Raw genomic sequence first — 22,686 nt, 5'->3', positions numbered from 1 at the left:
CTTTAATTCGTCACTGTGGGCTCTTTTTTTTTTGCTCCATTGTCAGAGGAGCTGAGCGTAAGCGCATTGGTGAGGTGAGCCAGCTTCATCAGACACAGCTCCACATGCAATCGCTGGTTTTTGCTCTGTTTGAAGTTAAGCTCAAACTGATTGGAAATATTGAGTGCTGAAAGCAGAAAAGAAGGGCTGCATTTGGATGCCTGTTCCCCATACTTTGCTTTGAGATTGTCAGTTACCTCCAGCAGGGTGATCGTCTTTTCATCTTTTGAAATCAACAAGTTTCTCAGATGCTGTTGGAAGCCATTCAGGAAGTTATTCCCATCAAATCCATTTCTTAAAATCTCGTCAAAAAGCATGAGGGCTCCAGACATATTCTGAGCAAGCAGATCATCTACCAGTTTGAAGTAGTAATCATAATCCAGAATGTGCAGGTTCTTGATGGTATCCTGATAAGTGATTTTCCCGTCAGAGGAAAACGTAGTGATCAAATCGAAGATTGAAAGTGCGTCTCTGAGCGCCCCGTCTGCCTTCTGCGCAATCAGATGCAAAGCTTCTTTCGCTGCATCCACCTTTTCACTTGTGGCAATCTTTTCAAGCTGTTTTACAATATCGGAAACTTCAATTCGATTGAAATCATAAATCTGACACCTTGAAAGGATTGTAGGAATCACTTTGTGCTTTTCCGTGGTAGCCAAAATAAAAATGGCATATTCTGGTGGCTCCTCCAGTGTCTTCAAAAAGGCATTGAAAGCCTGAGTGGAAAGCATGTGAACCTCATCGATGATGTAGACCTTATATTTTCCTTGCTGGGGTGGATACCGTACCTGATCGATTAGATTTCGGATATCCTCTACGGAGTTATTGGAGGCGGCATCCAGCTCAAAAATATTGAAGTTGTTCGTGCTGTCGCCGGATTCACTTTCAAAGTTGTTGATGGTTTTTGCCAGAATACGAGCACAGGTGGTTTTTCCTACACCTCTTGGCCCACAGAAAAGCAATGCTTGCCCAAGATGATTTGACTTAATCGCATTTTCCAGCGTGGTGGTTATGTGCTCCTGCCCCACTACCTCCTCGAAACCGAGGGGCCTGTACTTCCGCGCCGATACCACAAAATTTTCCATCCGCTGGCAAGATACAGACATGATCAATTATGGAGAAATCTTAATAAGGGTTTTTGAATATGACTGGGTTTTAACTCCCAAAAAAGAATGAACCGAAGTACTTACCTAACACTAATCATCACCTTATCAAGTTTCCTCGTAAAGGCTCAATCCATTAATAAAAAAGAATTACTAGGGAGCTATACGTTGAAAGAAATCAACTACATCTATAAGGACACCACTATCCGGGTCAGCCCATCTCAAGATGGTTTTTTGATCCTTTCACAACTAAGGTATGCGATTGCTTACAATCCCGGACTGAATCCAAGAGTCCCGTTTCAAAACCTATCCAATCCAGCAGAAGAAGAAATACTGGCTGGCTTTCGTTCATTTGCGTTCAACAGCGGATCTTACAAAATTGACAACAACAATCTCATCGCCACACCGGATTTTGCTAAAGTTCCGGGGTTTGAAGGTGGTGAACAGATCTATTCTATTGCGATATCCAATGATCAACTTTCACTCACCATGTTTGATGAAACCTACCCAAGTGGTGAAAAGCCATCCTGGTTTGGTAAGCTTGAAATCCAACTAATATTTGAAAAAGAAGCTCGTCCTTAGAACTATTTCTTAAGATCGAATGTCTTAATGTCTCGCAAGGTTATGACTACCTTTGTGATAGTTCTTTTTATATGGGGTCGACCGGAATCGACAGGAAGTGCAAAGCATATGCTAGCATGCCGGGTGGGGAGTGTACATCCGTAATAAATGCGCTCAAAATTGTAATTGGCGAGTCTAACTACGCTATGGCAGCCTAATCTCGAACTATAAGTAGAGATTACTAAGGGTTGAGCCACATAGGTTCCCCCTGTCACATCCTACCACGCTTTTGTCCTTAGGGCGAGGAATTGGGGTGTCGAACATAAGGAATAGCTTAGGGCAGTGTTGTGGGTTCTGAGTGAAATAAAGCAACTGGTTTTTCAGGTAGGTAGTTATTCGCCAGCCTGGGATTCGAGATTAAAAGAATAACTAAGCATGTAGAAGGTCTATGGTTTCCTTAGCTGGACGAGGGTTCGAATCCCTCCGACTCCACTTAGTGATAATCAAATCACACCAAAACCCTTCATACGATATGTATGGAGGGTTTTTTATTTCTCATCATTTCAAATAATTCAATCATTATCATAATTTAGGTGCGTGATTCGGTGCGTAATTACAAAAATTCAATTACGCACCGAATTGTTTATAACTAATTGATATACAGTTTATTATGTGATAATAAATTACATCAATTCCTTCCAAATTAGCTCATTTTTGATTAAATTAAATGAGTATTTAATACAAAACGGTTATGAATCACACCTTTAGCCTACTCTTCTACCTCAAAAAAGACACTCGAAGCTCCTCTAAAAAAGCACCCATACATCTCAGAGTCACTGTGAATGGGAAAAGAGCTGAGCAATCGGTTAAACGTTCAATTGAACCAGAAAGGTGGGACGCCAAGGCTGGACGTGTAAAAGGAAATAAGGAGGATGCCAGGACAATCAATTCGCACCTGGATATGATACAAGTAAAAATCAACAGAATTCATTCAAAGCTTGAAGATTCAGACTCAGTAATCACAGCTAAAAAGATCAAGGATCTATACAATGGCATTGATGAAAAGAAGAAGACTATTCTTGAAGTCTTCAGATATCATAATGAAATGGTTAAGCAGCAAGTTGGAAAGGACTTTGCGCTCGGAACCTATAAACGATTCGAAACAACTTTAAAGCATATCGAAGAGTTCATCCTGCATCAATACAAACTTGATGATATGTTTTTGAATGAGATCCGATTTCAGTTTGTAACTGATCTTGAATTCTATCTCAAAACAGTGAAGGAATGCAATCACAACTCCACTCTCAAATACATCCGGAACTTTCGAAAGATCATTAACCTGGCGGTCAAGAACGAATGGATGGATCGGGATCCTTTTATGAAGTACCAGGTGAAGCTCAAAGAAACCAAACGAGGATTTCTTGACAAAGAAGAACTAGAGCGACTAGAGAACAAAGAACTAGGAGTCGAACGACTGGATCAAGTCCGAGATGTATTTGTTTTCTGCTGCTATACAGGACTGTCCTATGCAGACATTGAGAAGCTTTCACCTAAAGACATATCGAAAGGAATTGATGGAGAGTACTGGATATTCACCGAACGAACCAAAACGGGAACAGACAGCAACATCCCCCTTCTACCCAAGGCATTAGAGATCATTGAGAAATATGAGGATAATCCAGCTGTCCTTAATTCAGATTCAATCCTTCCGATCATCTCTAACCAAAAGATGAATGCCTATCTAAAGGAGCTTGCCACGATCTGTGAAATTGAGAAACATATCACATTTCACATGGCAAGGCATACTTTCGCCACTACAGTAACTCTTACCAATGGTGTATCCATAGAAACTGTAAGTTCAATGCTAGGGCACAAGAACATCCGAACTACACAGATCTACGCGAAGGTGGTCCAGCGAAAAGTAAGCGATGACATGCTTAAGCTAAAAGGACTACTCACCGAGCAACCAAAGAAGGCGGCTAATCAATAAACTCTTCAACCAGCTCTTGGTCTATTCCGGTATAAAGCGAAAACTCCTGGACGGTCACCAAATGGTGATCGTCTTTTTTTAGATGCTCTTTGATTCGTTGAATCATAAGTCTCCCAAAACGCTCACTTTTCCCAGTAATGCGCTGGATATCCTTCGGGTAAATTATGATTCGTTTTAGTCTCATTTCGTATTCCTCATACTCCATCTATGCTTTACCCATACGGCATCTATGGCAAATCCCTGCAAATGCTACCGTTATCGGAAATGCATAATTGTAGAGCATTCCTAAATATGCTTCATTTCAGCCATAAACCAAATTTTAAGGACTTATGGCAAGACAAAAAGGAATCATTAAACTGAAAGGAACCATCGGGGATGTGTCCTTTTACAAAACGAAAGATGGCTATTTAGCCAGGGAAAAAGGAGGTGTCGATGGAGATCGGATTAAGAACGATCCAGCCTTCCAGAGAACCCGTGAAAACGGATCTGAATTCGGACGTGCTGGCAAGGCCGGGAGGATTCTTCGGAATGCCTTTCGATTGATGCTGCAGAACGCATCTGATAGTAAGGTGGCTAGCCGCCTCACTCGGGAGATGCTGAAGGTTGTACAATCTGATGCGGCGAATGCTCGAGGAGAAAGAACGGTTCAAGATGGTGACCTGGATCTATTGGTTGGATTTGATTTCAACAATGATGGCAAGTTGAGCGCTACCATGTACACTCCTTTTGCTTCTGTGATTGATCGAGGAGCTGGGACGCTAACCGTGACCATTCCTGATTTCATTCCGAGTAATACGATCGCCTTTCCGCAAGGAGCAACTCACATGAAGATTGTAGCCGGTGCTGCAATTGTGAATTTCGAAACTGAGGAGATTGAATTCAATCGGGCTGAAAGTGCAGAGATCGTATTGGGTCCACAGAACGAAGCAACATTTGACCTGGTGGCCAATGTGACAGCTGGATCCCCGGATGATCTGTTCCTGGTACTTGGATTGGAATTCATGCAGGAAGTGAACGGTACCATGTATCCATTGAAAAATGGAGCATACAATCCACTCACATTAATTGAGGTCGATGAGGCTTAAGCTCCTTCGAACCTATCACTCAAATGGGACTAATGGGAAGCTCTACCATGGTGAGCAGCTGGTCTGCTTTACCATCGAGCTTCCCTGGCTCCATAATCGAAGAAACGTTTCATGCATTCCGGAAGGAACCTATGAAGTAAGCAAGCGCTACACCAAGACCAGAGGAACTCATTTGATCCTAGAGGATGTGCAAGGAAGGTCAGGCATCCTGATCCATCCGGCAAACAATGCCTTGAAAGAATTGAAGGGATGCATTGCGCCTGTGAGCAAATTGGATGCTCCGGGTATTGGCTCTTCTTCTAAGAAGGCCACAGAGAAACTTCAAAACCTCCTCTTTGAAGTTTTGGACCTTGATGAGGAGGTATTCATAACCATTCAAAAGCAAATCGATATGAACGTCGTAGATAGAGTGAAAGCACCCACTCCAAAATTCTTTAAGGTGCTAAGAACAATTGGGTTGAGTATTGCTGCAGCTGGTGGCGCTATTCTGGCTTCACCTATTGCCTTACCAGCCGGGATTGTTGCAGTCGGTGGTTACCTGGTGGCCGGTGGAACGGTTCTAGGTGCTGTAAGTCAAACAGCTGTCAAGGATCAATGTGAGAAAGATGAGTGATCATCAAATAGCATCAGGTACGAAAGCCGGTACTGTTGGGGGCACATTGTTAAGTGTGGCAATCAATCTTGATTCCTCTGACATTTTACGAACAATCATTCTAGCAACTGTTGGGGCTGTAGTGAGCTTCAGCATATCTGTATTGCTAAAATGGATGGTGAAAGCTTTCAAGCGGAATCGAGACCCCAGCTAATAAAACCCCAAAAGAAAAAAGAGAAAAAAAGAAAGCAATCAAAGAAGTGGTGAGGGTAAAAAGCAAGGCTTTGGATCAGCAAGGGATCGGGAGGCCTTGCTTTTTAATTGGTGCGGCTGGACGTGGGGAGCCACTTAACTTTGATTGGTTTTTTATAAATTCTCTAACAAACAAGTTACTTTATGAAATTAGAAAGAGTGCTTGCAAGAGGAATAGGAAGCTGGTTACAGTTTGAACATGCATGTCATCGGGCATCTGTTTTTTCAGAGAAATACTTAACAGTTCCAATAGCGCAAATTTTAAATACCAAGTTTGGCGAAAGAGTTCACTCAGAAGTTAAACATCCTGTTTTAGGTGATTTATCACCTGGGAGAGGCAGACCACCAGAATTAGATTTTGTTGTATATGATCAAAAACAAAATATTCAAATAGCAATCGAATCAAAATGGATTGGACCCAATGTAACTAAACAAACAGTTGAGAAAATTATATGGGATTTAGTAAGGCTAGCTATGATAGGGAACAACGATCATGTTAAATGCTACTTTGTTCTAGCTGGGAAAAAGAAGTACCTGACAACACTGTTTGATAACAAACATTTCAACGGAGAGAAGGATAAAAAGGGGAGAAATAGGCCAATCTTGAAAATTAGATCCAATGATTACATGGATGTACGGATTGACGCGCCAAAGGAGGATCGAAAAAAACTACTAAAACCAATTCTTAAACTATGCCAAGATGTAGAATTGCCAATGAGGCTGGGTACTGGCCGAACCCAAGTTTATCCAAATTCTGCCTATAATTATGAATACCAAGCATATGTTTGGGAGATAATGCCGAATAGACAAAAGATTGTCTTTAAACCTAAAAATCATAAACATTATAAAGCCTAATGCAGGTAAAACAGCCTTGAGCTAGCGTTGGGCTTGCGCCGCGAGCCGTTTGCGAGTGCGAAGGAAGCCTGCCAGGAAAAGGCTGAAGGATGAAGCCGACTGGTGGTGTGGATCAGCTTTGGTTGTGGGTTGGACGTGGGGCTGATCCTATCTGACTGAGCCCGCAGGCGAGCACAAACACAGGCAGTGGCCGGACGAGTGGTGGCCGCAATGAAATGAAGTGACTGAAGGAACGAAATGGAATGAGGCGGCCATGAGGACGGAAAGAACTGCCGTGAGGAAGAAGGCAGGCAAGGCAGCCTACATGACAGGTGGCCATAGCCACTATGAAATAGCTTGAGGCTCTAGGAACTAGTGCCGATAGCCTGGCATGAGAGATGCAAGCCAACTGATGACGAACACCGCTTTACCTGCACTATTTATTATTGCTACCCTGCTTCCCAAAAGCTGGCTTTAGATTATGGGAAATTGAATCTTCAATAATTTGAAGTACTTCAATGGGTACATCGAATTCCAGTACATCTACTTTGTAGCTTCCAGAAAACCAATGCTTCATATGTAAGGCATAAGTTCGGTTTGGACCTTCATATAAATGTTGCTTCAAACGATTTTTTATTCCTGTAGTAGATGAGCCAACATATAAGACCATTGAAGGGGTGTTGAGTTTTGCACAAGCTCTTTCTTTTCTAGACTTAAAATCTTCAAAAATTGAGTACGTCCTTTCTGGATTACCATCAACTTCACTGATTATATAAATAGCATTACCTACTTTATCCAATTTCACTAAATCTGATAGTGATGTAATGACATACTTATTAACTGGTTTGGAGACCTTTGCCATTTGGCAGGACAATATCAGTTCATCTATATAAGGATGGTTCATTACTTGTAATTATCAACTGTACAGTTAATTCTATTGGCTATTTTTTTTCTTAATGACTCTGGCTCTAACACTATACAATGCTCACCGTACCTAAGAATCACTTGCTCTAGTTCAATATTGGGAATTACTTCGATCCGTACTTCTGCAGATCCATCTTCAAGCCAATCAAGTTTTTGTGTAAGGTGTAGAGGCTTGGTATCAATGTATGGTGCCTGATCTTTTGAAAACCATAGTTTTATGTTCATAGATGTTTCACCGTCGGTTTTGGTTACACCAATCATATCATCAAAGTATTCCTCGAAATCCCAATTATTGCCAATGTAAGTTTCATCCTCAACCTGATTAAAATCAATGATCCTATCTAATGGAAGATTACTAAGGGTTGCTAATTCTTGATTATGACCAAATAGGAACCATCTATTATTGAACTGCTTCAGATAGTATGGATGAATGATCATCTTGACCGGTTCTTTGTGCTTGAAGGATTTGTATTTTACAGATAAAACCTGATGATAAAGGATAGAATTGAATAATCCTCCAAAATGTTCCATTCCTTTTAAATCTACATTCTGATCAAACCCAATGACGTCATTGGTTTTGTCATCAAGACCAAACTCTTTCTCGATTTTAGGAATAATTTCATGGACCCACTCGAACTGAGGCATTCCTTTGAAACGGCTCAAAATCATTAAAGCAGACTTAATCTGCTCTGCTTCCAGTTCATTTAATCCCTGCTTACGAAAAGAATAATCCGGGTCGGTGTAGTAATAATAGGATTTCCCCTCTTCCTTAAATGTATCGATCGGCGCAAGATGTGGTGGCCGTTTTAAGGTTTTAATATCATTGTAGAACTGGGTCTTTTTAATGGGTTTGAAACCTTGTTCTTCTAGATCTTCATTCGCTCTTTCCAACAATTCATCCCAAGTGTATTTTTTTACGGGATTCGTAAGACATCTGTCATAGGCCCAAAAGCGAATCAAATCTTTGCTCATACATATAAATCTAATCAAATCATGTCAGTTCACTCTAACTGAACTCACTAAGAGTAAGATTGCAATAGAACTTAAAATGATTTGAAGACTAATGGAAAAGATTATGATCACATGTCCCGAGTGTAAGCACGAATTTTCACCGGACGATTCCCTAAAACATCAGCTTGATCACATGCTCAAGGCTGAGAGACAACAAATGAAAAATGACCTTGAGATAAAAGACAATGCTCTCAAGGTTAAGCAAGCTGAATTGCTTAAGAGGGAATCAAAAATCGATGAGCTGGTGAATCAGCGTGTTGATTCTGAGAAATTGAAGTTAGCGGGTGAATTGGAAAGTCAAGTCCGTAAAGATGTAGAGTTAGAAGTTAGGTCCTTGAAAAAGGAGATCGAAGACAAGCAAATGAAGCTGAATCAAGCCAAAGAGCTGGAATTAGAAAATGAACGGATCAAACGGGAGGCAAAGGAACGTGAGGACAATATCCGATTGGAGTTTGAGAAGTCTCTTACACAAGAGCGATCTAAGATCGAGAATATGATAGTAGAGCGTGAAGCGCAGCGACATGAAATGAAGCTGGCTGAGCGAGATAAGAAGCTTGCTGACCTGAAGAAGCAACTGGAAGCAGCGCAACGGAAAGCCGAGCAGGGGTCTCAACAACTTCAGGGTGAAGTACAAGAGTTGGCAATAGAAGAGTTACTCATTGTTAAGTTTCCAATAGATGAAGTGGTTGAAGTAAAGAAGGGTGTAAATGGTGCAGATATTCTACAACACGTCAGAAACACACAGGGCCAAGATTGTGGACTAATCACTATCGAGAGCAAACGAGCTCAAAATTGGAGTGACAAATGGATCACGAAGCTCAAGGATGACATGAAGATCAACAATGCTAATGTTGGTGTGATTGTTACTGAAACCCTTCCGAATGGGATGACCGGATTTGGTTTAATAAATGGTATCTGGGTATGTTCACTTAAAGAAGTGGAAGGACTGATCGCAGTATTGCGCGAGAGCTTACTCCAGATTCATAATGCGAATCAATCTCTGGTTGGGAAAGAAGAAAAGATGGAGCTGTTGTACGAGTATCTCTGTAGTACAGAGTTCAAACATCAGATTGAGGGGATAGTAGATGGATTTTCTTCTATGAAGGTTCAACTGGATAAGGAGAAACGCGCGATGAAATCCATTTGGGCAGAACGAGAAAAGCAGATCGATCGGATTATCGATAATACGCTTGGTATGTACGGGGCCATTAAGGGGATAGCCGGCAAGAATGTAATTGAGATAGAGCAGTTGGAGTTGGAAACGGGATTATTAGAAGAGCCTGAGAACTAGTTTCTCAGGTTTTCCTTACTATTAATTCTATTCGATACTCTTTCTACTATATTTATGAAAGATAACTCAATTTGAATAAAAATGATGTCTATCGGTAGGCTTCATTCTTTCAAAACGATAAGAAATGGCTAAAAAGAAATCTTCACCGAAAGCAATTAAGCAATATGAGCATTCCGACAAGGAACGGCTTAACAATCCGCACATTGGATTGGTCAATGAAAGTACGGATACAGAGTACGGTCAGAATAAAAAGACTTACTCTTATGACCCTCACTTAGACCCACAACTGGTCTGGAGTGGAAAAGCTGAACGTACTTCTTTCGAGGTACCAACTGTAAGCCTTCACGTGCATGAGCGGATTGACCCCAAGAGCATCATTGACACGGTTAAGAAAGAAGATACAAGCGGTGAGCAGCTTTCCTTTTTCGATCAAGAAAAGAAACCACTTCGGGAGGCCATAGAATTCTACAAGCATAAGGAAGGTTGGACGAACCGATTAATAGCAGGAGATTCACTTCTGGTAATGAATTCCCTGATAGAGAAAGAGGGTATGGCTGGAAAAGTGCAGACAGTATATTTTGACCCTCCATATGGGATAAGTTACACTTCAAACTTTCAACCTTTTGTCAACAAAAAACAAGTTAAAGATGGCAATGACGATGACCTAACTCAAGAGCCTGAAATGATTAAGGCTTTTCGAGATACCTGGGAATTGGGCATACATTCTTATCTAAGCTATCTGAGAGATAGACTAACAATTGCAAAAGAAATATTGAGTCAAAGCGGTAGTGTTTTTGTTCAAATATCAGATGAGAATTTGCACCATGTTAGAGAGCTACTTGACGAGACATTTGGTGCTGAGAATTTCATTGCAAATATCAATTTTGTTAAGACTAGCGGACTTCAGAGTAAACTTCTTTATGGTGTTACAGATTACATACTCTGGTATGCAAAGTCAGCTAAAGATGTTAAATACAGGCAACTATATTCGGATAAAATCGCTGGTGAAGCAGGGGCCGCCAAGTATACCCGTATTGAGCTCAAGGATGGGAAAAGGCGTGTGTTGACAGAGGAAGAAAAGGAAGATCCAAATCTCATTCCAAAGGGTGCGAGATTTTGGGTTGACGACAATTTGACAAGTCAAGGTAATCCATTAATCGAGTTTGAGATTGATGGCAAAAAGTATAGTGGGACTTATAAAACAACACACGCTGGACTTACAAATCTCTTGAAAGCTAACCGAATTTATCAAGCCAAAGACACCATACGTTTTGTTCGATACCTGGATGATTTTCCAGTTGTTCCTTTGAATAACACTTGGACTGATATTGGAGGTATTCAAAGCAGATCGGATCCAAAAATTTATGTTGTACAAACCGCAAAAAAGGCAATTCAAAGATGTATACTAATGACTTCTGATCCCGGGGACTTGGTATTAGATATTACAGCCGGAAGTGGAACTACTGCAATGGTTGCTGAGGAATGGGGGCGAAGATGGATTACTTGCGATACGTCAAGAATAGCGATTGCGTTAGCCAAACAAAGATTATTGACTTCAACCTTTGATTTTTTCAAGTACGCGAGACCTGAAGAAGGAATTTCAGGTGGGTTTGATTATCGTACAGTACCCCACATTACTTTAAAGAGTATTGCGACTAAACAACAACCCGCAGATGAAATATTGTATGATCAGCCAAAATCAAATAATTCTGTGACTAGAGTCACTGGTCCATTTACGGTAGAATCAATACCCGCACCATTTGTTAAAAGTTTGGAGGATTCAATTGCTGAGAATCAAGAGGGTGATGCTTCTTCAGCACGATCTGGTGAAACTTTGCGGCAAGATCAATGGAGGGATGAGTTGATGCGAACTGGTGTTCGCGCCAAAGGTGGTGCCATGATGGAGTTTACGAGAGTGGAACCACAAGAAGGTACCAAATACATCCAGGCACAGGCTGAGACCAAAAGTGATAACCCGGAAAATGTGCTCGTTGTATTTGGGCCCGAGCATGCACCACTTGAAGCCAGAATAGTGGCTTTGGCAATGGATGAAGCACGGTTGTTGAAACCGGATATACTTCTCTTTTGTGCATTTCAGTTTGAGGAAGAAGCTGCGAAAGACATTGACGATACTCCTGAAAAGCTAGTCGGCTTCAAGATGCTGAAAGCCCATATGAATATGGATCTTCAGACAGACGATCTGAAGAAGAAGCGAAGCACGAATGAGAGCTTTTGGTTGATAGGCCAACCTGATGTTAGAACACTGCAAGCTGAGGATAATAAGATACAAATTGAAGTTGCTGGGTTTGATTACTATGATCCTAAGACTGGAAACATTCGAAGCGGAGGAGCTAAAAACATTGCCATGTGGATGTTGGATTCTGACTATGATGGTAGGAGCATTTTCCCAAAACAAATCTTCTTCCCCATGGCCGGAGCAAAGGATGGCTGGGCTAAGCTGGCAAAGAGTCTGAAAGCAGAGATCGATGAAGAAAAAATCGAAGCTTTCAGAGGAACGAAATCACTTCCGTTTGAGCCCGGAAAGCAAGTCGCAATTAAGATCATTGATGATCGAGGTATCGAAAGTCTCAAAATATTGAACCCATGAGACAGATTGACCAGCTGATCATATGCTCACCGTTTCGTGAACCAGATAAGCACTGGAAGCAGGACAAGGAATCCCAGGAGTTTTACCAGGAAGATGGCAGACGACCAGCAGGATACAACATTGCTGCCGGTGCATCCGGTGGTGAAGATACTGGTCGGTTTATCGAACTGGAGCTGGCTAACACGATTCGAAAAAGGGTTAGTGAATGGCAGGATAAAGGCAGGCCTGGTTTGACTGGTGTATCGAGAGAACTTCTCAATCACTGGTATAACCTGACTGAGCCCTACCGGTTTTTCTTTTGTCAACTCGAAGCGATTGAGACTATCATTTTCCTGAATGAAGCACCTGCCCATTATACCAATGGGATTGAAATCCCCGGTGATGGTGGGCCATTTGAACGATGGTGTAGTAAGATGGCCACTGGTTCCGGAAAGACCATCATCATGGCCATGTTGGTCGCGTACAATGTACTGAACAAGGTTGCATACCGGCAGGATAATCGTTTCAGTAAATACATTCTTGTCGTAGCTCCAGGGCTCACAGTAAAAAGTAGATTGAGTGTGCTTGATCCATCAGATGAAGACAATTATTACAAAGCATTTCAGATTGTTCCAACCGGAATGATGGAAAAGCTTCATGAAGGTAAAATCAGGATTATCAACTGGCACCTCCTCGCTTGGGATACCCAGGAAAAACTTAATGAGAAAGCTAGCAAAGGCCAATTACGTAGTGTGGACAAACGGAAACGGATGGAGATCAGTGATACCGCCTATGCAAAGCAGGTTCTTGGAGAAATGGCAAATGCCAATAATCTACTTGTCTTAAATGACGAAGCACATCATGCCTGGAGAAGTGCCGCGGAAAGTAAGGTGAAAGGTGTCAGCAAAGATGAAATTGACAACACAGTTTGGGTTGGTGGATTGGATAAGCTAAACACCAAAGTTCCAATATTAAGATGTCATGATCTTTCAGCAACACCATTTGCACCAACAGGAAAAAAAACTACTGGTGCTGGACTATTCGAATGGATCATTAGTGATTTTGGATTAAATGATGCGATTGAATCCGGATTAGTCAAGACTCCTAGAGTGGTGCTACGAGATGATGGTAAGCTGACATCAGAATACAAATCCAGGTTGTATCATATCTACATGGATAAAGATGTGAAGGATGATATCAATCAAAAACAGATACCCAAGGAAACTCAGCTTCCTGATCTGGTTATCAATGCTTACAATCTTTTAGCTACAGACTGGTTGAAAACCAAGAATGAGTGGAGTAAACATAAAATACAGATTCCTCCAGCTATGATCACTGTAGCTAATACCACGGTAACAGCAGATCGAATCAAGTACTTCTTTGATTCAGGTGGATGTTCAATTAAGGAAATCTGTGAGTTGGATAAGACTTTGCAGATTGATAGTAAGATCCTAGGCAAGATTGAAAATGAGGATGATACTTTGAAGGGATCTCAGGCTGAAATGGCAAAAGAACTCCGTGATAAGGTTGATTCTGTTGGGAAGATTGGAGAGCCGGGTGAGCAAATCCAAAATGTGATTTCGGTGGGAATGCTCTCCGAGGGATGGGATGCCAAGAATGTGACCCAAATCATGGGATTAAGAGCCTTTTCGAGTCAGCTTTTGTGCGAACAGGTAGTTGGTAGAGGATTGAGGAGAGTGAGCTATGAGTTTGATGAGAATGATATGCTTTCACCTGAATACGTCAACATCTTTGGAGTTCCGTTTTCATTTATTCCTCATGAAGGTGGAGGAACAGCACCACGACCACCGAAACCAGTTTACAAAATTGAACCCTCACCTGATAAAGAAGATCATAGAATCGTATTTCCTAATATCCTAAGGGTTGACACTATCTATCAATCCAGGCTAGTGTTGGATTACAATCAAATTAAGCAGATTTCAATTGATCCATCAGACACGATTACCCAGGTGGATTTGGGCGGTGTTATAGAAAACAATGTGACACCAGCTGCTCTAACTGATGTGGCACTAGGAAATTATGGTGAGCGGTTTCGATTGCAGTCTGTCATATTTCATGTGGCTACCAAAATCTTCAATTTGGAGAAGCCAAACTGGAAAGGGAACCAATATGACTTCCTCGCTCAATTGTTCAAACTGACTGAAGAATTTATCCGATCAGATAAGATTGTCATTACTTCCAAAGTCTTCAACGACGACCCAACCAAAAGAAGCATTCTTATTACGCTAAATCTATACAGGATCATCCAACATTTCTGGGTAGCAATCAAAGATCAGAATGCAGCAGTATTGTCCCCAGTATTCGACAAGGAGAAACCTGTTCGATCCACGTCGGATATGCCTACCTGGTACACATCTAAGCCAAACGAATGGCACAAAAGATCTCATGTAAGTCATACTGTTTTCGATAGCACGTGGGAAGCCAACAATGCCAAGATCTTGGATACGCATCCTTCGGTAAAATCCTTCATTAAGAATGATCATTTAGGATTTGTAATCAAGTATCAATTCAAGGGTGTAATCAGGAATTACTATCCAGATTACATCATCCAAATGACAAACGATGAGTACCTAGTATTGGAGGTAAAGGGTCAAGACAATGATGAGAACCGGGCGAAAAGAGACTTTCTGAATTTATGGGTAAAAGCTGTCAATCAGAATGGGCAATATGGAAAATGGAATTGGGCTGTTGTCTTCAACTCAGATGAGATCCGGGACATCTTAAATACTTACAAGGAATTTCCAACGGAAGCATTTAGACCTGTTGATTCGATCAAGTCTGAATCAGAAGCAGAAATCACTGATGCTGAAATACTAGAGATTAATAGCTCAAAACTTGCCAGCTTCTATGCTGTTCCAATCGAAGAACTAAGGAAAGAAAAGTCCCTGGATGCGATGGTGAACAGAGTCATCAAGGCCATGCTTTCCAAAAACATTGAATCCATATTCAATACTGTCAAAGAAGCATCTAAAGAGTCCGGTGAGGATTTTATTGATCAGGAAGAATTCCAAGAGAAAATATATTCCAAATTGGATGGAATATCAGTTTCGGAGAAGAAGGTTTTTGATGGACGTGTCCGTAATATGATCAAAGATGCTAAGTTCCTCAAAAAGCAAAGTTTTGATTTCCTACTCTCTGCAGAACACCTGAATGACACCATTGTCACACAGATGATCGACGATTACTCACCTTATGTACTTCAAATGTCGAGAGCAGTTGAGAGTGAATTGCTTCTTAATGTCTTTGAGCCATTTACAGTGCACATCAGGACTATTCATCCACGGGTTGAGGAGGTATATACTTATGAGTTTAATAATAAGGACTTCAAATCAATGGCTGAAATGCTGAGTCAGAACAGAACTAACTATACTTTGGGAGCAATGCACCACTTTTTGCGAAAAGCGGGGTACCCGGATTTCAGCAACTCACAGCTCGGGCAGGACTTTTATGAGTTTACTGTAGAAAGCTTTGACAAGGCATTATTTGAAGCTGATTTTCTTGATGATGTAATCGAGTTGATCAAAACCTATCGGAATAAATCCGCACATGTAGACGTGCTTACTAAGGAGCAGGCACAGGATTGCCGGCACCTAATTAAGAAGATTCTTACGAAGTTTTTAGGAATGAAAAGGTGATGGCTGAGTATAGACTATCACAAGTTGCTAGAAAGTTGAATGTTGGGAAAAATGCCATCATCGACTTTTTGCGTGCTGAAGGTTTTGAGATTGATGCCAATCCGAATTCTAAGATTCCTCAAGAACAATATGATTTACTTGCAGCATCTTTTGGTTCAGAAGTTGTACCAAAAGATCCACTAGCTAATTTCAAAAAAAACTACGAACCAGGAACCATTGTAGAGTCTACAATTACCAAAGTCATTCCTCCATCTCAAATAGTCACTCAATTTTCTGACGGTTTTTATGGCCGACTTTCTGCATTAGATATATCTCATTGTATACCTGAATCTGAGAACCAATTCTCAAAACTGAAAGAAGGTCAACGGATCAAGGCAGTGGTCTTGGATTTGGATTTGAAAAACAGACAAATTCGATTATCTCAAAAACATTTACCAGAAGTAAAACCTCTTAAAGATTCCATTATTTGGGCAAGATTAAACAGAGGTGATGAGCTTTTCGGAAAAGTTATTGAAGAGTATTATGATCACAGATTATTAAAGCTTGAAAACGGCTTATATGGAGTTCTCCATAAATCCCATTCAATTGATGGTGGTGATGAAATCAAAATAAAAGTAAACTCCAAGCTTTCAGTTAGTGATCTCATCTCTTTAGTTCCTTCTGGGTTTGATCTTGGAAAATCGGGTAAAACATCTGATCGAGGACGTGAAGAATTTTCTTTTATTGAAGAGGATTTAAGATCCTACAGTAGATTTAAAAAATCCTTGCTTGGGACTAATGCGAGCAACGATGACCATACACTGATAAAGAAGGGGTTTGAAAAAGATTCCATGATCTTCTCCCAAACCCTTCGAACAGAATTTGAATTATATATTCAGTTTGAATTGAATAGTTCAGCTTACGAACAAATGTTCAAGGCGAACGCAATTCCCTATTTTTTTAATGAGGGATATACTAATGAAAACGAGCTCAGACTTTTATCAGAATTGTCTGATCAAAAATATTGGTTTCGGCTTAGTAAAAGTAGAGATGATATTCCACGATTTACTTTATACAATAATGACATAAACATCTATGGACAAATCAGCAATTCAGATGACCCTGCAGAATGTAAGTTTATTATTGAAAAATTCAGTTTTGGTAATGATGATATTCATCAAAATAAAAAGAAGAATTTAAGATACGGGTCCTTTCTTTTAGCTAACAAACTATCCATTGTAAATCCTTTCAATTCTATACCCCTAGATTCTTCTCAATTCGAATTTTTTCGATTAGCTGATTTAAAAACTAAGTGTTTTCAAACGATTTACAGCCTTAAGCGGGATGCTGGAGAAATTCTTAGGCAAGAGGGTAAAACGCTATCAATTAATGATAAATTTCTTGAATATCAGATTAACCTGATTAACAATGATCAGAAGTCAAGTTCAAAACTAATAACAGAATTCAAACAAGTTGAAGGTTCCGGTGCAAACGTAGCAATAGCAATTAGCAGCAGCGAAGGAGATCAATTAGAACTTGATGAAGATTCAGTCGTCAACATACGACTTAATGCCGATAGCTCTAAAAATACAGATGAAATTAAACTGATGATGTTGACCAGAGGTAAGATCAAAGAGCTGAATGGATCTTACATAATTAATTTCAACAAAGCCATAGATATCGATTTGTTAAAAGATGGTTTCTATCTGGATAAAAAAATCCCAAAGAATCAATTTGAAATTCAAAGACAAATTATTCAGGATTTCATAGAAAAGAAAATAGACATAGACCATATCGAAAAGTTATTGGTGAGTCCTGAAAAGATTAAAAATCCTGAGATAAAAAATTTTGACTTTCAAAACCCTATTTTCCAAAAATCCAATGAAAGTAATAATCAGCTCACTGCTATTAGAAAAGCAGTTGGAAATCAGAACATATTTCTGATTCAAGGCCCACCAGGTACAGGAAAAACAACTGTTATTGCAGAGATAATATATCAGCTCACTAAAAATGGAGAACGAGTACTAGTATCAGGGCAAAACCATGTAGCTGTTGACAATGTGCTGAAAAAAATATCTGAATTCAGTCATTTAAATCTTCTTCGCGTAGGCAGTGAAGACCGAATAGATGAGGAGTTGGTTCAATATAATATAGATCATTTGGTAGATGCATTGGAAAGTGACTTTAATACCTTCCTAAGGAATCATATCGGACTTGGTAAGGCCTATCTAGACTTTAGAGAACTTGAATTGAGCAGAAGTGAGATTAAAGAAAGATTTGCCCAAAAGGTCCAAAAGTATGTTAGTGAGTATGGAAGACTAGGAGAACTATTTAAGCAAAGACATTTTCAATTGCTAAATGGTATTAGGAGAATGGAATCTAAAGAAATCATTGATTTATTAGATGCGCTAGAAGAGTGGATAGATAAAGAAAGTAACGATTTTCAAGTCTTATTAAAGCCGTTTATTTACAATTCACTAGACGTAGTTTTTGCAACTTGTATAGGAATTAGGACAGATCGTGTATTCAGAGAATCGGGTTACAAGTTCGATACAGTAATTATTGATGAAGCAGGTAAAGCTAACATTGCAGAAACTCTTGTTGCAATTGAGCAAGGTAAGAAAGTGATACTTGTTGGCGATCAAAAGCAGCTCCCACCATACATCAATAATGAATATTTGGATGAGCGAATCCCAGGATCTTTCCCGAAATCACAATATGGATCTGATTTTAGCAAAGATGAAATTAATCATGCATTAAAGACCTCCTTTTTTGAATTCATTACTGATAGAATCAGTAATGAAGAATTTCCTGAAGAGAATTCAATTCTACTCAACTATCAGCATCGAATGCATCCCAATATTGGTGAATTTGTTTCTGGATCCTTTTATAACAATATGGTGAAAATGGGATCAGATACAGAAAAGAATGTACTTAACCTTCCTGCACCATTAGCCCATCAGGTAATATTTTTTGACACAAGCAACTGCAAAAATCCATACGAACAGCATGATGGTTATTCTGCAAAAAATGATACAGAAGCGATGTTCATAGCAGAGCAAGTCCTACCCAAACTAGCTGATGGTGGCGTTGAATCTGATCAAGTCGCAATTATTGCACCTTATAAGTCTCAAGTAACAAACATCCGTAATCATATCGGGCAGCTCAAGGAATTGAATTTCAGATCAGTGAACGTCTCAACATTGGATTCATTTCAAGGGAGAGAATACGATGTCATTATTTTCAGCTTCACAAGGTCTTCTGATTTTTCGAAGAATAATAATTCTAAGGTGGGTTTCCTTGATGACGCACGGAGACTAAATGTTGCATTTAGTAGGGCCAAAAAGAAACTGATTCTTATTGGTAATGAAAAGACATTAACGGATAAGCGCTCACATTTTGATAGGCTTTTTAATTATACAGGCTTATTCAAAAAGCTTGTAAGTCTGAGTAAGAAATCCGGTAAGGGAAGTTTTATTAATGTATCAGACTACTATGATGTTGAATCTCCATTTGAAAGGATAAAAAAGAAGTACTCAACTGGTTCTGTTGTTCTTGGAGCGTATAAGACATCATACAAAGAATCCGGAAAAACCCTTGGGCACTTTATTACTATTGAGGGTTTTGATTGCTTTATGCCTGAGTCATTTATTCCTAGATCGTATAAAGAACAGTTCAAGTTACTATCATCAGGAAATAGAATCGAGGTTGAAATCCATCATATTGACTTAGGCAAAAAAAGGGTAACGGTTAAACCAGAAACTTGGTTTAGTAATATCCTTACATTAAAAGGAAAAAATCGCACGAAAGGCTATGTTTTAAGAAAAATTCATAGCGGTTTTCTAATCGAACTCGATTGCGGCATAACTGCACTACTTCCTCAAAACAAAATTGGCAATAGACATGACCTAAAATTGGCATCTATTCATGACTTCAAAATCTTAAAGATTGACAATAACAATAAGCGAATCCTCCTATCAATGTCATGAGTATATTTAGCCTGAACATAGAAAAACTACATGAAGTCTATAGATCTAAAGGGCTAGATCTAAAGGGGATTTTCGCAATTCAATACCCAGTTTATTGCATTCACTCTAGAATAGTAGATAGCACACCAGAACCTCTTGATAACTTCGATATGGGTCTTGTGAAAATGCTACTTGCGAAAAATGATTTAACGTACTTACAACTTGCCTCACTACTTGGAACAACTAAGAAGCTTATCGAAGCGAGGATAATTAAGCTGATAAATGATGGGTTGCTTGTCCAACAAGACAAGTCATTTTTTCTCACTGAAGAAGGAATTAAAGTTTTTCAGGAAGATACTCTTAAGAGAAAACATAGGATATCGTATGATTTCTTTATTGACGGATTGACATTCGAGCCACTTTCAAAAGTTTTTTATGAAAGCTATCGACTGACTTTAATTAGTCAACATGATAAAGAGTACTATACAGATAGAAGAGATGGTAGTACCAAAAGTAAGATTCCATTTGGCCCTGATATAGTTCATAGGCCTCCTGATGATGAAACAATAATAGATAGCATATTATCAATTCCGGTTGAAGACAGAGAAAAATTCAAAATACCAGAGGGAATTGAAACAATTGAAGAAATCTCTTACACGCAAATGAGTTTTAGACTATTGGTGAGCGCTTGTTCTTCTGAACTAGGGATGGTTAAAGAGCTTATTGACGGCTATTCGGTATATAACTTGAATGAACCGTACTATGAAACACTTAGGCGGAATGTTAAATGTTTTGAGGATAATATAAGAGATAGGTTATCTCAACTAGTATTTAAAATTATTACCCCAAGACCCAGGATGGGTAGTAGCAGAAAGCCTCCTCCAATTATTATTACTAACTGGAATCAAGCTGATCCAACCGAAGATTATAGTAGTAGTTGCTTTGTTTTTAGTATTCAAGATTTAATGGATGTTATAGACAGAGTATTTAGCATAAAGCATGTATCTGAAGACTCTATTATTAACAATGACCGAGAACTTCAAATCAAAATTGATTACGATATCCTAATGGATTCTCCCTTCAGATATAAAATCATAAGCGACCTTATAAGAGGCAGGGATTATAAGTTTGGTTCTCTGGATAATAACGTGTTTTTACTTTATCTGAATTACATCACAAATGATGAACTAGTACTTAAGGTGGTAGAATTCAGTAAGGCAATAAATAAAGCAGACAAACATAATATTTCCCTAAAACAGTTTGAAAATGAGTTTTCAGAATACAAAGACAACTATAGGAAACTATTAATAGCGTGTGGTGAATTCGAACTTCTAGAAAGATTTGATATTGAGAGTTGTATGAACAAAGGAGATGAATAAAATTCTTAGAAATACCGACCGAATAAAGAATGGGGTTTTTTGTCTCAACAATGAAAGTCCCCAAGACTATTTCTCAAATGATAAGTCAGGGTTGTATTATATCAGTGGGGATAATCTTGGATTGAAAGAGCAAGTCATACAACTTATTGATGAAGCTAGGGTGTGCATTAAGCTCTGTAGCTTTATAATAACTGATGACCAATTATTTCATGCGCTTTACAATAAAGCAAAATCAACTGATGTACGAATTTTCATACTTACTCAGCTTGATCCTAAGAAACTCGAGAATACAGATATTCTGAGTAATAATTTAACTGAGGAAGAAATGAAAGGTTCATCAGTAAATGTGCATCTAGCAAAACTTAAGAAGCTATATGATCAAGGTGTTCATGCAAGAGCTTCACTAAATGTACACGCAAAATTTATATTAACAGATCATGAAAAAGGAATGGTCACCAGTGCTAATTTGACCAAACCATCATTGAATATGAATACAGAATCAGGGGTAATGATTAGTGGGTCTACAGCGAGTGATCTTGAAAAGATTTTTGATTCTATCTTCTTAAAAGGAACAGAGTACCGGAGATTTATTGGTGCTAGAAAAAACAAGATGCTTGTAACCAGCACAGAAAATACATTACAAGGTGAAGATTTGAATTTCAATAAGGACTCGAAATTGTTGATTACGTATGAAACTCACGAAAACCGTATTTATCAGGCTATTATTCGAATCATAGAGGAGGCGCACGAGGTACTCTACCTTTCAACTTATAGCATAGTTCAATTGAAGAGGTTGAAGGAGTTTATCGATGCGTTGCGATCAGCTAGGAAACGAGGAGTGAAAGTAATGATATTCTGTAGGGGCATGAATTATAGATCAGATCATTTAATTGGATGTGAGGAGTTGTTCGATATGGGATGTGAGATTTATGGTGATTTGTACAATCACTCTAAAGGTGTAATTAATGAAAAAGAGGGCCTATTATTTACTGCCAATATCGATGGGAATCATGGTTTAAAAAATGGATTTGAAGTTGGTGTAGTACTCACAGAGGAGCAGCGAAAGGAATTTTTAAGGTTCCACATTCATTTAATTCGAAATAGCTTCTACCGGTATTCAAAAGATGTCACTTACCTTGAGTTTAGCGAAACTTATTCGACATATGAAAAATTGAAGAATCTCAAGCCACACCCCATTCCATCGAAATTAACTATCAAATTTCCTCATTCAATATCTGGACAAGTCGAAATGGAGGGCAAACCGATATTTTATGGATTAAATAAGAAGGATAATTCAGTTTATATAATTTCAGGCAATAGACATTTCAAGGGTCAGCTAATAAGGAGTGTTATAAGTATCGAGGATTCAGTTTCACCAATTTATGAACTTGAGAAATACCTTTTAAAATTTGAGGAAATACACCTCAATTAATGAAGA

The 22,686-nt window shown here is 39.2% G+C and carries 16 protein-coding genes and 1 other RNA gene; 13 read left to right on the top strand and 4 right to left on the bottom strand.

Annotation, left to right across the window (positions count from 1 at the left end):
- Positions 1-2: 2 nt before the first annotated feature.
- A complete protein-coding gene (gene dnaX / locus ACEQZT_RS10720; protein ID WP_370089546.1) occupies positions 3-1,121 on the bottom strand; it encodes a DNA polymerase III subunit gamma/tau in 1,119 nt (372 codons plus the stop codon).
- A gap of 87 nt (positions 1,122-1,208) precedes the next feature.
- On the opposite strand from dnaX, the gene ACEQZT_RS10715 reads away from it, so the two are divergent.
- The 3 genes from ACEQZT_RS10715 (at position 1,209) to ACEQZT_RS10705 (ending at position 3,690) form a co-directional block, all read left to right on the top strand.
- A complete protein-coding gene (locus ACEQZT_RS10715) occupies positions 1,209-1,721 on the top strand; it encodes a hypothetical protein (RefSeq protein ID WP_370089421.1) in 513 nt (170 codons plus the stop codon).
- Between the two features lie 73 nt (positions 1,722-1,794).
- Positions 1,795-2,195, top strand: a transfer-messenger RNA (tmRNA) gene (gene ssrA / locus ACEQZT_RS10710).
- Positions 2,196-2,451: 256 nt separating this feature from the next.
- The gene (locus tag ACEQZT_RS10705) at positions 2,452-3,690 is read left to right on the top strand and encodes a site-specific integrase (RefSeq protein WP_370089420.1); all 1,239 of its coding nucleotides are present in this window, start codon (positions 2,452-2,454) and stop codon (positions 3,688-3,690) included.
- Here ACEQZT_RS10705 and ACEQZT_RS10700 read toward each other — a convergent pair.
- Positions 3,680-3,895: a hypothetical protein gene (locus tag ACEQZT_RS10700; RefSeq protein ID WP_370089419.1), complete on the bottom strand. Its 216-nt coding sequence runs from the start codon at positions 3,893-3,895 to the stop codon at positions 3,680-3,682. The two genes, ACEQZT_RS10705 and ACEQZT_RS10700, sit on opposite strands and share 11 nt — an antisense overlap.
- Before the next feature lie 124 nt (positions 3,896-4,019).
- Here ACEQZT_RS10700 and ACEQZT_RS10695 point away from each other — a divergent pair, with 124 nt between their 5' ends.
- The 4 genes from ACEQZT_RS10695 (at position 4,020) to ACEQZT_RS10680 (ending at position 6,474) form a co-directional block, all read left to right on the top strand.
- Positions 4,020-4,775 (top strand): hypothetical protein, encoded by a 756-nt coding sequence (locus tag ACEQZT_RS10695; protein ID WP_370089418.1) that lies wholly within the window; start codon positions 4,020-4,022, stop codon positions 4,773-4,775.
- Positions 4,765-5,388 (top strand): DUF5675 family protein, encoded by a 624-nt coding sequence (locus tag ACEQZT_RS10690; protein ID WP_370089417.1) that lies wholly within the window; start codon positions 4,765-4,767, stop codon positions 5,386-5,388. Before ACEQZT_RS10695 ends, ACEQZT_RS10690 begins: the two co-directional genes overlap by 11 nt.
- Entirely contained in the window at positions 5,381-5,581 is a 201-nt protein-coding gene (locus ACEQZT_RS10685) for a hypothetical protein (protein ID WP_370089416.1), read from the top strand. Before ACEQZT_RS10690 ends, ACEQZT_RS10685 begins: the two co-directional genes overlap by 8 nt.
- Positions 5,582-5,763: 182 nt before the next feature.
- Positions 5,764-6,474, top strand: a complete 711-nt coding sequence (locus ACEQZT_RS10680; RefSeq protein WP_370089415.1) for a hypothetical protein — start codon at positions 5,764-5,766, stop codon at positions 6,472-6,474.
- A gap of 415 nt (positions 6,475-6,889) precedes the next feature.
- Here ACEQZT_RS10680 and ACEQZT_RS10675 read toward each other — a convergent pair whose 3' ends face one another.
- Entirely contained in the window at positions 6,890-7,357 is a 468-nt protein-coding gene (locus ACEQZT_RS10675) for a hypothetical protein (protein ID WP_370089414.1), read from the bottom strand.
- A complete protein-coding gene (locus ACEQZT_RS10670) occupies positions 7,357-8,349 on the bottom strand; it encodes a helix-turn-helix transcriptional regulator (protein ID WP_370089413.1) in 993 nt (330 codons plus the stop codon). Before ACEQZT_RS10670 ends, ACEQZT_RS10675 begins: the two co-directional genes overlap by 1 nt.
- 91 nt (positions 8,350-8,440) lie before the next feature.
- Between ACEQZT_RS10670 and ACEQZT_RS10665 the strand changes: the two genes are divergently transcribed.
- The 6 genes from ACEQZT_RS10665 to ACEQZT_RS10640 all read left to right on the top strand — a co-directional run bounded on the left by ACEQZT_RS10665 (position 8,441) and on the right by ACEQZT_RS10640 (position 22,680).
- The gene (locus ACEQZT_RS10665; RefSeq protein WP_370089412.1) at positions 8,441-9,679 is read left to right on the top strand and encodes a DUF2130 domain-containing protein; all 1,239 of its coding nucleotides are present in this window, start codon (positions 8,441-8,443) and stop codon (positions 9,677-9,679) included.
- A 124-nt stretch (positions 9,680-9,803) separates the two neighbouring features.
- Positions 9,804-12,287 (top strand): site-specific DNA-methyltransferase, encoded by a 2,484-nt coding sequence (locus tag ACEQZT_RS10660; RefSeq protein ID WP_370089411.1) that lies wholly within the window; start codon positions 9,804-9,806, stop codon positions 12,285-12,287.
- A complete protein-coding gene (locus tag ACEQZT_RS10655) occupies positions 12,284-15,922 on the top strand; it encodes a BPTD_3080 family restriction endonuclease (protein ID WP_370089410.1) in 3,639 nt (1,212 codons plus the stop codon). The genes ACEQZT_RS10660 and ACEQZT_RS10655 overlap by 4 nt, the downstream gene beginning before the upstream one ends.
- The gene (locus ACEQZT_RS10650; protein WP_370089409.1) at positions 15,922-19,890 is read left to right on the top strand and encodes an AAA domain-containing protein; all 3,969 of its coding nucleotides are present in this window, start codon (positions 15,922-15,924) and stop codon (positions 19,888-19,890) included. Before ACEQZT_RS10655 ends, ACEQZT_RS10650 begins: the two co-directional genes overlap by 1 nt.
- A complete protein-coding gene (locus ACEQZT_RS10645; RefSeq protein ID WP_370089408.1) occupies positions 19,887-21,248 on the top strand; it encodes a hypothetical protein in 1,362 nt (453 codons plus the stop codon). Before ACEQZT_RS10650 ends, ACEQZT_RS10645 begins: the two co-directional genes overlap by 4 nt.
- The gene (locus ACEQZT_RS10640) at positions 21,241-22,680 is read left to right on the top strand and encodes a phosphatidylserine/phosphatidylglycerophosphate/cardiolipin synthase family protein (protein WP_370089407.1); all 1,440 of its coding nucleotides are present in this window, start codon (positions 21,241-21,243) and stop codon (positions 22,678-22,680) included. Before ACEQZT_RS10645 ends, ACEQZT_RS10640 begins: the two co-directional genes overlap by 8 nt.
- The last annotated feature ends 6 nt before the right edge of the window (positions 22,681-22,686 follow it).

Origin of the sequence: Ekhidna sp. (genome assembly GCF_964218185.1) — a bacterium.
In the GTDB taxonomy this organism is placed as follows: domain Bacteria; phylum Bacteroidota; class Bacteroidia; order Cytophagales; family Cyclobacteriaceae; genus Ekhidna.
The sequence above is the reverse complement of the archived record's forward strand: the minus strand, read 5'-3'. Positions and strand labels throughout refer to the sequence as shown.

Coding starts and splice junctions, on each gene's coding strand:
- dnaX (WP_370089546.1), bottom strand. CDS start 1,121: ATGGAAAATTTTGTGGTATCGGCGCGGAAGTACAGGCCCCTCGGTTTC.
- ACEQZT_RS10715 (WP_370089421.1), top strand. CDS start 1,209: ATGAACCGAAGTACTTACCTAACACTAATCATCACCTTATCAAGTTTC.
- ACEQZT_RS10705 (WP_370089420.1), top strand. CDS start 2,452: ATGAATCACACCTTTAGCCTACTCTTCTACCTCAAAAAAGACACTCGA.
- ACEQZT_RS10700 (WP_370089419.1), bottom strand. CDS start 3,895: ATGGAGTATGAGGAATACGAAATGAGACTAAAACGAATCATAATTTAC.
- ACEQZT_RS10695 (WP_370089418.1), top strand. CDS start 4,020: ATGGCAAGACAAAAAGGAATCATTAAACTGAAAGGAACCATCGGGGAT.
- ACEQZT_RS10690 (WP_370089417.1), top strand. CDS start 4,765: ATGAGGCTTAAGCTCCTTCGAACCTATCACTCAAATGGGACTAATGGG.
- ACEQZT_RS10685 (WP_370089416.1), top strand. CDS start 5,381: ATGAGTGATCATCAAATAGCATCAGGTACGAAAGCCGGTACTGTTGGG.
- ACEQZT_RS10680 (WP_370089415.1), top strand. CDS start 5,764: ATGAAATTAGAAAGAGTGCTTGCAAGAGGAATAGGAAGCTGGTTACAG.
- ACEQZT_RS10675 (WP_370089414.1), bottom strand. CDS start 7,357: ATGAACCATCCTTATATAGATGAACTGATATTGTCCTGCCAAATGGCA.
- ACEQZT_RS10670 (WP_370089413.1), bottom strand. CDS start 8,349: ATGAGCAAAGATTTGATTCGCTTTTGGGCCTATGACAGATGTCTTACG.
- ACEQZT_RS10665 (WP_370089412.1), top strand. CDS start 8,441: ATGGAAAAGATTATGATCACATGTCCCGAGTGTAAGCACGAATTTTCA.
- ACEQZT_RS10660 (WP_370089411.1), top strand. CDS start 9,804: ATGGCTAAAAAGAAATCTTCACCGAAAGCAATTAAGCAATATGAGCAT.
- ACEQZT_RS10655 (WP_370089410.1), top strand. CDS start 12,284: ATGAGACAGATTGACCAGCTGATCATATGCTCACCGTTTCGTGAACCA.
- ACEQZT_RS10650 (WP_370089409.1), top strand. CDS start 15,922: ATGGCTGAGTATAGACTATCACAAGTTGCTAGAAAGTTGAATGTTGGG.
- ACEQZT_RS10645 (WP_370089408.1), top strand. CDS start 19,887: ATGAGTATATTTAGCCTGAACATAGAAAAACTACATGAAGTCTATAGA.
- ACEQZT_RS10640 (WP_370089407.1), top strand. CDS start 21,241: ATGAATAAAATTCTTAGAAATACCGACCGAATAAAGAATGGGGTTTTT.